The following is an 8,732-nucleotide window of genomic DNA, read 5'->3' as shown; positions in this document are numbered from 1 at the left end:
ATTGTCAAGAAAAGTGTAGTCGTATAAACTCACTAAATTTCCTTTGATTGTTATGCTGCCAGAAGTTGTTCTTCCAGTAGCCCTCTGTATATAACAGGAGGATTGAGCAGGTGGTTTCTGTCGTTGCAGAACCAGATTCTAAATATGGGACTGAAGTATTTGATGAATATGTCATAAGTAACAATGATTTAACACTAGCAAGTTGAATGCCACCATTTCTTCCTGGTTTAATCTTAAAGAAAATTTCCTGATTCGCCTTCAGTACCTTCAGCAATTTATCTAATGTCCGTTCAGGAATGCCTAACGCTTCTCTAATCTCTTTTTTGGTCGTCACCAAATAAGGCTTATCTATCGCGCTTTTTTCGCTAATATAAGCCATTAAATCTTCTTTCCATTCTGACAAATGAACACGTTGACGTTCGCTTCTTTTTTTCTTGAATTTAAACCACCCTTGACGGACAAATAACTCTTTACTTGTTAAGTCACTTGATACCCAAGCTTTGCAAAGAATGGTAATGTATTCCCTATTAGCCCCTTGATAGTTTTCTGAATACGCACTTCTAACAATTTTGATTACTTCTTTTTCTTCTAAGGGTTGATCTAATCGATTATTAAACTCAAACATATTATATTCGCACGTTTCGATTGAATAGCCTGAACTAAAGTAGGCTAAAGAGAGGGTAAACATGACGTTATTACGCCCTATTAAACCCTTTTCTCCTGAAAATTTCGTTTCGTGCAATAAGAGATTAAACCAGGGTTCATCTACTTGTTTTTTGCCTTCTGTACCGCTTAAAACCGTTAGACTTGAACGAGTAAAGCCCTTATTATCTGTTTGTTTGAAAGACCAATCTTGCCATTCTTTGAAAGAATAACGGTAATTGGGATCAAAAAATTCTACATTGTCCGTTCTTGGTATGCGAGCAATCCCAAAATGATTACACGTTAGATCAACTGGCAAAGACTTTCCAAAATATTCTCGGATATTTTGCGAAATTATTTTGGCTGCTTTGACAGATTTAAATTCTGATTTTGAAGTCACATAGACTGGCGTTTCTAAAACAAAATATGCTTGATAACCTTTATCAGATTTGATAATCAACGTAGGCATAAAACCTAAATCAATAGCGGTTGTTAAAATATCGCTTGCTGAAATAGTTTCTTTTGCCGTGTGAATATCAAAATCAATAAAGAAGGTATTGATTTGTCTTAAATTGTTTTCAGAATGTCCTTTCGTGTATGAACGGTTTTCGTCTGCATACGTGCCATAACGATAAACGTTTGGTGTCCAATGCGTAAATGTATCTTGATTTTCGTGAATCGCTTCTTCGGAAGTCAGAACAACGCCACGTCCGCCAATCATGCTTTTTTTTGAGCGATACGCAAAAATAGCCCCTTTGCTTTTACCTGGCTTGGTAGTGATTGAGCGAATTTTACTATTTTTAAATTTGTACTTTAACAAGCCGTCATGAAGCACAGTTTCTACAACAAAAGGGATATTCATTCAGCTGTTCTCCTTTCTTACGAAAATTAATTAGTTAGAAGCTACGATCAAAGTTGAATCACAACAAAAAAGGCAATCAACTAAGTTTTTCTTAATTGATTGCCTGGTATCTTCTTAAAGACTTGAAATCCCCTCAAAAACCCGATATAATGGGTTTACAGATATTTAAGTATCTGATTAATAAAGTAATTAATATTTTTACTTCGTTTGATTCAACGATGACACATATTTCAAAAAACAGGCCAAAATAATTGGTCTGTTATTTGTTATTATTGCTCTCTCGCCTACCTTGTCTAAATCTCTCAATGTTTTTTTCGAATTGTTCCATGTTAAGTTTATTTTTCGCTTCTTGGATCGACTTATCAAGACTTTGTTCCTCATCGTTTATAACGCTTTGAGATAATTCAACGTTCCTATCAGGCTTAAAATTTGTATCAAAAACCACATCTAGGAGTTGTTCTACTTTGGTTAGTTCAGTATCTGACATCTCAGATAGTCGATGAATCAGTCGTTTAAATTGATCCTGGTTCTGTTTTTTCTTTTGAAAAAATTTCATTATCTTCTCCTTCAATTGTAAAAAGGTAGCCCGCATAGGACTACCTGACTTATAAATCATCAATGGCTACTGAAATAGCCTGCAACTTTTTATTTTGGATTTTCTTTTCATCAATCAATTGATGAAGTTCTTCAATTTGCTTTTGACAGGCTGAAATATCCTTGTTATTTTGTGCAATGGTATCAGCCAAGTGTTGTTTATAGTCACTTGTGATATTTACCTTCTTCGGCTGACTTTGTTTAACGGTTGATGCGAGCGTTTGGTCATCTTTATATTTTGACTCCTTTTGTTGTTGTTCAAAAGCAGCCACATAGTCTACTTCTTCAATTGGTTTTTCATCCTGTTTATGGAAGAGTGCTGCGATTTTAGCTCGTTCTTCATGGGACGATGTTGGTTTCACATCGTCTAGTGGCTGATCAAAATTCCATGTTTTACTCATTCTGTATCCTCATTTCTGTAATTTGAGTGTAGTGTGGTTTCTTTACCAAAGGCTTGCTCTAGTGCTTCATGAAATGACAACTGACTAGATTGTTGCCGTTTGATAAAGGTACTGTACATAGCTGTTTGTAGTTGGTCACGATAGTGTTCCAATTTCTCTGTCTCACGTGAGACCTTTTCTTCTTGCCTAGCTACTTTTTCAGCCAGACGTTCAATCACACTCATAGGGTGTCCTCCTTGTCCCTTTCTAGATTATGATAGCGGACTTGATTTTGTTATCACAATTCCATAGCACGCTCTCGTTTTGGTGGAGGATGATTCTTAATGGCTTGTATCTGGGCTGACTGAATAAGATTGCTTAAGGATATTTCCTTCTGTTGCTTCACAATATCATTCCAATCTGACTTTGTTTCCAGTCCCTGCAATGGTGGTAAATCTTTGGTGATTGGAAGTCCTTTATCTGACAGTTTCTGACAAAATTCTCTTCCTGCCTCATCGTTATCAACAGCCAATGTTAGCACGTTTGAATGAGTTTGAAAAAAGGTTGTCGTCTCTTGTATTGCCTGAAGATAATGGCTAAGTCTGCTTGGTTTTACTGTATCTAGAAATGCCAATTTCCCTTGTTCCTCGGCTGCTAGACGTAAAGTCTGATAAGCAATCACTGAAAGTTTTAAGCCTTCCATTGACACCAGGCGAACATCTGATAGCTGCTTTTGGTGAAGTTGATAATAACTCATCATATCTATAACTGATTCACAAAAAATGAGTCTCTTGGGATTCCCAATATCGAAACTAATACCAACATGGCCTTTTGAGCCTTTCATGATTTTTTTGAGATAACCTCGATCGTGTTTTTCTTCATTTTTGACGAGACCTTGAAGGCTTGCGGCCTGTAAGACACCATTATGGTCATAGCTTTTAAACACTAAAACTGACTCCGCTTGATAAGTAGCTTGAGCAAGCAATCCTTGTCTACCAAAGGTATTGATAATCTGATCACTTAGGCCACGAACTTCATTCAAGTAAGTACGTGCTTGCTGAAACGGCTCTTCATGCAAATAATATTGAAACGGTTGATAAGTTTCTTCTATTACCGTAGCCTGTTCAAAATCTCCAGTTTCAAGATAGGATACAGCCTCTTTGAAAGTAACACCTGCCACTAATTGAACAAAGTCAATCACATCCCCTTGTATATCTCTTGAAAACCATTTGAAAGTATTGGTATCGGCAAAAATCCGAAAGGAATCATGGTCTGGGTGTTCATAAATGTGTCCTGATAAACGTCTGAAGGAATAACCTAAACTTTCAGCCACATCTAAAATGGCCTTTTGTTTTACTATTTTAATTCGTGTCATCTTGTCTCCCTATCAAAAAAAGCAGAAGACTGTCTCCTGCTAGTTGTTCTCACTTGTTGTAGTTCCTTGGATCGTTGGTATGCTGGAATTAGCACCATTTGTGGCTTCTTTCATGTCCTCCAGTTTCCCATTCCAAATGGTCAACTGATTAACCAGGAGCTTGTCGGAAACTTTGGAGTAGGATAACATAACCGTCTTGATTTCTGTCTGAGTGGTTCGCTGTTGTTGCTCACTCAAATCAGAAACATAGGTCACTTGGTAGGTAACTTCCGCAAGTGCAACATTGCTTTCTGTATTGACATAGATACTGGCTGATTCAAATCGGTAGTCAAGCATATAATCTTTATAAACTTGATTAATTGCTTTATTCTGATTTGCTTCCTCTTCTGAAAATGCCGAATCCGTCATGTAGGGCTTGATACGAGCGTTATTTTCACCAAGCTGGACCTTGGTGAAATATTGAGTAAGAAATTCTTTGACAAGCTCATCTGATAGGACTGTCGCTCTTTCCTCCTGCTTTTCCTTTGTCACAAGTTTATTGGCTTCTGCTCGTATTTGGTGCTCAGTTTGTTTTGAAACGGATTGTGAGCCAATCGTATAGCCAATCATGACCATAAAACTGACTGCGATTAAACCTCCTACTCCAATCAGAAATCGAGCTTTCACTTTATTTAACATGGCTTACTCCTTTATTAGTGATAGCCACATCATAACAAGATTATCTTGGAAAATTTATCACAAGAAAAAGGACTACCAATCGGTAATCCTCCGTGTTAAACTATTCTATTTCTCCACCACTTTATAATAAAGCTTAAAACGAGAAATAGATTCAAAGCAATAAAAAATCCTGTAAAACTCCAAATACCATTGGTGGCTAAATCTTCTGTATAGAGGTATCTCTCAGTAAAGAAGAGGTAGATTCCATAGATTTCTATAAAGACTAATCCACTGATGAGTCCGATAAGAAACAAAGCAACTGAAACTTTCACAATCCGATAAAGGACGAGCAACATCAGTCCTATTGCTGCGATAATCAAAAGGCTTTGTAGAATTTGCTCCAACATCTTACACCTCTTTCTAGGCTAATTGCTTGCGATAGTAGTCAGCCTGTCTCTTGTCTAAATCATCTAGTTGGGCAACCAAATCAAGGTATTCCGTCTTTGTCACCTCATCTAAGCTAGGAAAATCATTCTCACGACTTGTGATGATGAGTTCCAGCTGTCCAGTAATTTCACGCCTTGAAAAACTGTAATCAAAGGTCTCATCTTCATACTGTTCCTTTAAAGTTTGGTAGTTTGCCCTATCTTCTGAACTCGTAAAGCCTTGTGACAACCATTCTTCTAGTTGATAACGCATTTCTTCTAGTGTTTGGGTCATGATCTATTCTCCTTTTGTGATTTCTTGACTTCATTTTACCGCGTTCAAAATTATTTGTCAGCCTTTTTTCTTATATCTCAAGTGCTATTTGTTGCTTCTTTTGGGGTGTTGTATCTTCACTAAACTTGGCCAAAGCTGCATCTATCTCTTCAATCTCTGCTTCTTTTTCAACCAAGGGAGCTAAAACATCATACTTAGCCTTTACAAGCTGATAGTCCTCTTCCTTTGGAAAGACTTTTTCAACTTCTACTTTGGCTACTCGTAGCTTATCTTTTAAATCCTTTACCAGCTCTTGCGTCTTTTCTTGGTCATATATAATATGGTCAATGGCATTACTAATCCGTTGAATGGTTCCCACGTCTGATTTTAAATCAAGGGCGACAGTATACTGATTATCTCCTACAATCATTAAAGAGACAGTCTCTGGCAAGGGCTCACTAGGACCTCGTGTAGTCATTTTTAAGTCAAATCCTCTAAAGCTGGCAAGTGTTCTGACTTCCTTGGTCTCTGAGCGGTTATAGGTAATGAGTTTTCGCAGATTGTCCCCTGCTTCTGTACGATTATCCATTTTCTGATTGTCAAATCGCATGACAAAATCTTGCGACTTTGTTGCCAAAGATTGGGCAATATCTTTATCATATTGACTCAACCGTTTTTCCATGATAGGGAGGTGCTTCTCGCAATAGGAAACTGTGTGGCGGTATTCATCTTTAGAGCGATTAAAAGCTCGTTTTTGATTCTCTAAAACTGTCAGTTCATTTTCCAATTCCATTTTGAGCTTAAGGTAGGGATTACCAGTAGCCAAAGCCTTAAAGTCTGAGGCGGTCATGGTTTGTTCATCTATGTCTTCAGCTGATCTCACAGGATCTTTTGAGGTCATTATCTGGGTGATATACTTTAGCTTATTCTCCTGTGTCTGCCAGAGATAATTGTCGAAGCTCCCTTTAGTAATATAGTGATAAATATCTACCTCCTGGTGCATGTTTCCCTGACGAATCAATCTACCATTTCGCTGGACAATGTCTGAGGGGCGCCAAGGAACATCTAAGTGGTGAACAGCTTTCATGCGTGATTGCACGTTTAGACCCGTTCCACCTTTTTCCGTCGAAGCCATGAGAATCCGCACTTCTCCGCTATTGACCTTTCTAGACAGTGAGTTTTTCTTTTCATCAGTATTGGCGTCATGGACAAAGGCAATTTCTTCTTTTGGAATCCCTCGATCAACCAGCAAAGCTTTCAGTTCGTTGTAGACATCAAATCCTTCTTCCTTACTTTTAGGAGTTCCAATATCAGAGAAAATCATCTGGGTAGCTTTCTCATTTTCTCCCTCACGGTAAATGCGTTCCACATTGTCCACTACTTGAAGAATCTTCTGATTGTCAGACAAGGTGTAAGCAGAATCAATGAGACGCATGTCAATGGCTAGTTTTCTGGCTTCTCCAGTTATCTTTAACATGTTATCTCTACTTGGATCAACACTACCTGACTTGATAGCGTCCGAACGCTTTACCAGCTCTTCCAAATAGTATTTCTGAGCTTGCGTTAACTCGCTTTCCACCGCAATAATCTTAGCTTCTGGTACTGGTAAATCAAGCATGTCTGAGGTCTGAATATCGGCAGTTTCCTTGTAGATTCGCATGAGTTCAGGAAGGTTGACAAATTTCTTAAACCGTTTCTTAGGTTGGTACTTATCACCTGTCGGGGCGAGTTCCATGGAGTTTTCGATATTCCCAAAAGCCCCAACCCACGAATCAAAATTTGATACCTGGTATCGTTCCAAGACATCAGGTTGAATGTAATTCATCATGGTGAAAAGTTCACTAATAGAGTTAGAAACTGGTGTTCCTGTCGCAAAAACGACATTTCTATCTCCATGCTCTGCCTGAACCTGTCTCACCTTCATCTCCATGTCTACGTTCTTTTTTGAAGTAGTATTGGTGATTCCAGCTACATTCCCAAGTCCAGTGATTGGACGGATATTCTTGAAATGATGAGCCTCATCCACAAAGAGAAAATCAATGCCAAGGTTTTCAAATTCGATAAAGGTATCTCGCTCCAATTTTTGGAGTTCTTCCAACTGGTTTTCTAATCCCTTAATCGAACGTTCCGCTTCTTTCACCGTATAATCACTGTCACTTCCTAGCTTGATTTCTCGGAGTTGCTCGAGTTTGTCATTGATATAGGCGACCTGTTTTTCACGACTCATCGGTATTTTCTCAAACTGGGAATCCCCAATGACAATGGCATCATAGTCCCCTGTAATAATCCGAGACACAAACTGCTTACGTTTGGCTTTGGCAAAGTCTTTCTTAGTGGTCACATAGACTTTCTTGGTTGGGAAAAATTTCATGATTTCTTGACCAAACTGAGCAGTCAAACTAGAAGGAACCACATAGAGAGGCTTGTGCACCATCCCCAATTCTTTCAATTTGAAACCAGCTCCAAGCATGGTCAAGGTTTTTCCAGACCCTACCTCGTGGGCTAGTAGAGCACGTTTTTCCTCGACAATTCGTTGAATGGCATTCTTTTGGTGAGGACGTAAGGAAATATTCTGAGCAAGTCCATCAATGGTTAAATGGCTACCGTCATAGGTCTTTGATACCGTACGATTGTAGAGCCTATTATAGGTGTCTTCAATCATCTGTTGGACTTCTGGATACTTTGCTACAAAACCTTGAAAGAGTTCTTGTAGGTGTGTTTCCTTGGCACGTAGGACCGTTGTTTTCTCTACATCCGTCACATTCTTTTTCTTATCCCCTTCAACAATTTGTTTTGTGATGGTTGGTTGATTGGAATTCAGGAGATTTTCGAAGATTTTTCGACCACTATCATAGCGTGAAGCAGGGACACCTAGACTTCTATCCGTTGCGTTGGAATAGGTGTAGGCAAACTTAGATTGGTAAGTGATAACCCCGTCAATGGGACTGACTTCAAGGACTGTTGCTACTTCTTGGTCTGACAATTCATAGGCTTTCCCCATAAAGGTTTCTTGGGCAAATTTTCCATAAACAGACAAAGGAATCCAGCGTGAACCGATTCGATAATCAATGTCTGCCAAAGTAATACGGGCTGGTTTGACTGTTTCTAGAAGTCCCGCATAATGCGGCCAGTTAAAGTCCTGATTGTCTTGTTTGACGAATAGATCTACCACTTCTAACTTGGTAACGACATCACCTGACAGAAAGTCTTGGCGAGAAACATAGGCCAATTCTCCATTCAAATACTTCTCAGGATCAGGCATAATGAGGTCACCTAACTCCTCAATCAAGGTCATCTTCGATTCAACCTGATAGATGGACATCATATAATCGAAATCAACACCTCTTCCGTCAGCCAAGCTCGAATTTAAGGCATCAAGGGCAGTATGTACCTTTTTAACCTCTTTTTCAGGACGCACTAAAGCCTTCTCAAAGGCAAGGGACTTGGTATAGATAACAGACTTTCCACTTGGATCCAGACGTTCATCTTCCAAACTAGCAAGAAGCGAATACTTATCATCACT

Annotated in this window: 9 protein-coding genes; all 9 read right to left on the bottom strand. The window is 38.8% G+C overall.

What is annotated here, in order from left to right:
• Window positions 1-4 precede the first annotated feature (4 nt).
• Window positions 5-1,504, bottom strand: coding sequence for a primase C-terminal domain-containing protein (locus ACHBHN_RS10825; protein ID WP_394734109.1), 1,500 nt, complete (start codon window positions 1,502-1,504; stop codon window positions 5-7).
• A gap of 259 nt (window positions 1,505-1,763) precedes the next feature.
• Entirely contained in the window at window positions 1,764-2,060 is a 297-nt protein-coding gene (locus tag ACHBHN_RS10820; protein WP_044682494.1) for a hypothetical protein, read from the bottom strand.
• 49 nt (window positions 2,061-2,109) lie between these two features.
• A complete protein-coding gene (locus ACHBHN_RS10815; protein WP_024408868.1) occupies window positions 2,110-2,499 on the bottom strand; it encodes a DUF5945 family protein in 390 nt (129 codons plus the stop codon).
• Window positions 2,496-2,723, bottom strand: a complete 228-nt coding sequence (locus ACHBHN_RS10810) for a DUF5965 family protein (protein ID WP_012775533.1) — start codon at window positions 2,721-2,723, stop codon at window positions 2,496-2,498. Before ACHBHN_RS10810 ends, ACHBHN_RS10815 begins: the two co-directional genes overlap by 4 nt.
• A 53-nt stretch (window positions 2,724-2,776) precedes the next feature.
• Window positions 2,777-3,853 (bottom strand): DUF3991 domain-containing protein, encoded by a 1,077-nt coding sequence (locus ACHBHN_RS10805; RefSeq protein ID WP_044980266.1) that lies wholly within the window; start codon window positions 3,851-3,853, stop codon window positions 2,777-2,779.
• Window positions 3,854-3,892: 39 nt separating this feature from the next.
• Window positions 3,893-4,531, bottom strand: coding sequence for a hypothetical protein (locus ACHBHN_RS10800; RefSeq protein ID WP_024413657.1), 639 nt, complete (start codon window positions 4,529-4,531; stop codon window positions 3,893-3,895).
• A 95-nt stretch (window positions 4,532-4,626) separates the two neighbouring features.
• Window positions 4,627-4,917, bottom strand: coding sequence for a DUF5966 family protein (locus tag ACHBHN_RS10795; RefSeq protein ID WP_024413658.1), 291 nt, complete (start codon window positions 4,915-4,917; stop codon window positions 4,627-4,629).
• Window positions 4,918-4,930: 13 nt separating this feature from the next.
• Window positions 4,931-5,230, bottom strand: coding sequence for a DUF5962 family protein (locus ACHBHN_RS10790; RefSeq protein ID WP_000194866.1), 300 nt, complete (start codon window positions 5,228-5,230; stop codon window positions 4,931-4,933).
• A gap of 70 nt (window positions 5,231-5,300) precedes the next feature.
• Window positions 5,301-8,732 (bottom strand): SNF2-related protein (locus tag ACHBHN_RS10785; RefSeq protein ID WP_394734107.1); only part of this gene is annotated, 3,432 nt, incomplete at its 5' end.

It is taken from the genome of Streptococcus sp. A22, from assembly GCF_043674215.1.
GTDB classification, from domain to species: Bacteria; Bacillota; Bacilli; order Lactobacillales; family Streptococcaceae; genus Streptococcus; species Streptococcus suis_V.
The sequence above is the reverse complement of the archived record's forward strand: the minus strand, read 5'-3'. Positions and strand labels throughout refer to the sequence as shown.

What these genes read in the sequence shown, in the direction of transcription:
- ACHBHN_RS10805 (WP_044980266.1), bottom strand. Translation starts at nt 3,853, where the DNA reads ATGACACGAATTAAAATAGTAAAACAAAAGGCCATTTTAGATGTGGCT.
- ACHBHN_RS10795 (WP_024413658.1), bottom strand. Translation starts at nt 4,917, where the DNA reads ATGTTGGAGCAAATTCTACAAAGCCTTTTGATTATCGCAGCAATAGGA.
- ACHBHN_RS10820 (WP_044682494.1), bottom strand. Translation starts at nt 2,060, where the DNA reads ATGAAATTTTTTCAAAAGAAAAAACAGAACCAGGATCAATTTAAACGA.
- ACHBHN_RS10810 (WP_012775533.1), bottom strand. Translation starts at nt 2,723, where the DNA reads ATGAGTGTGATTGAACGTCTGGCTGAAAAAGTAGCTAGGCAAGAAGAA.
- ACHBHN_RS10800 (WP_024413657.1), bottom strand. Translation starts at nt 4,531, where the DNA reads ATGTTAAATAAAGTGAAAGCTCGATTTCTGATTGGAGTAGGAGGTTTA.
- ACHBHN_RS10815 (WP_024408868.1), bottom strand. Translation starts at nt 2,499, where the DNA reads ATGAGTAAAACATGGAATTTTGATCAGCCACTAGACGATGTGAAACCA.
- ACHBHN_RS10790 (WP_000194866.1), bottom strand. Translation starts at nt 5,230, where the DNA reads ATGACCCAAACACTAGAAGAAATGCGTTATCAACTAGAAGAATGGTTG.
- ACHBHN_RS10825 (WP_394734109.1), bottom strand. Translation starts at nt 1,504, where the DNA reads ATGAATATCCCTTTTGTTGTAGAAACTGTGCTTCATGACGGCTTGTTA.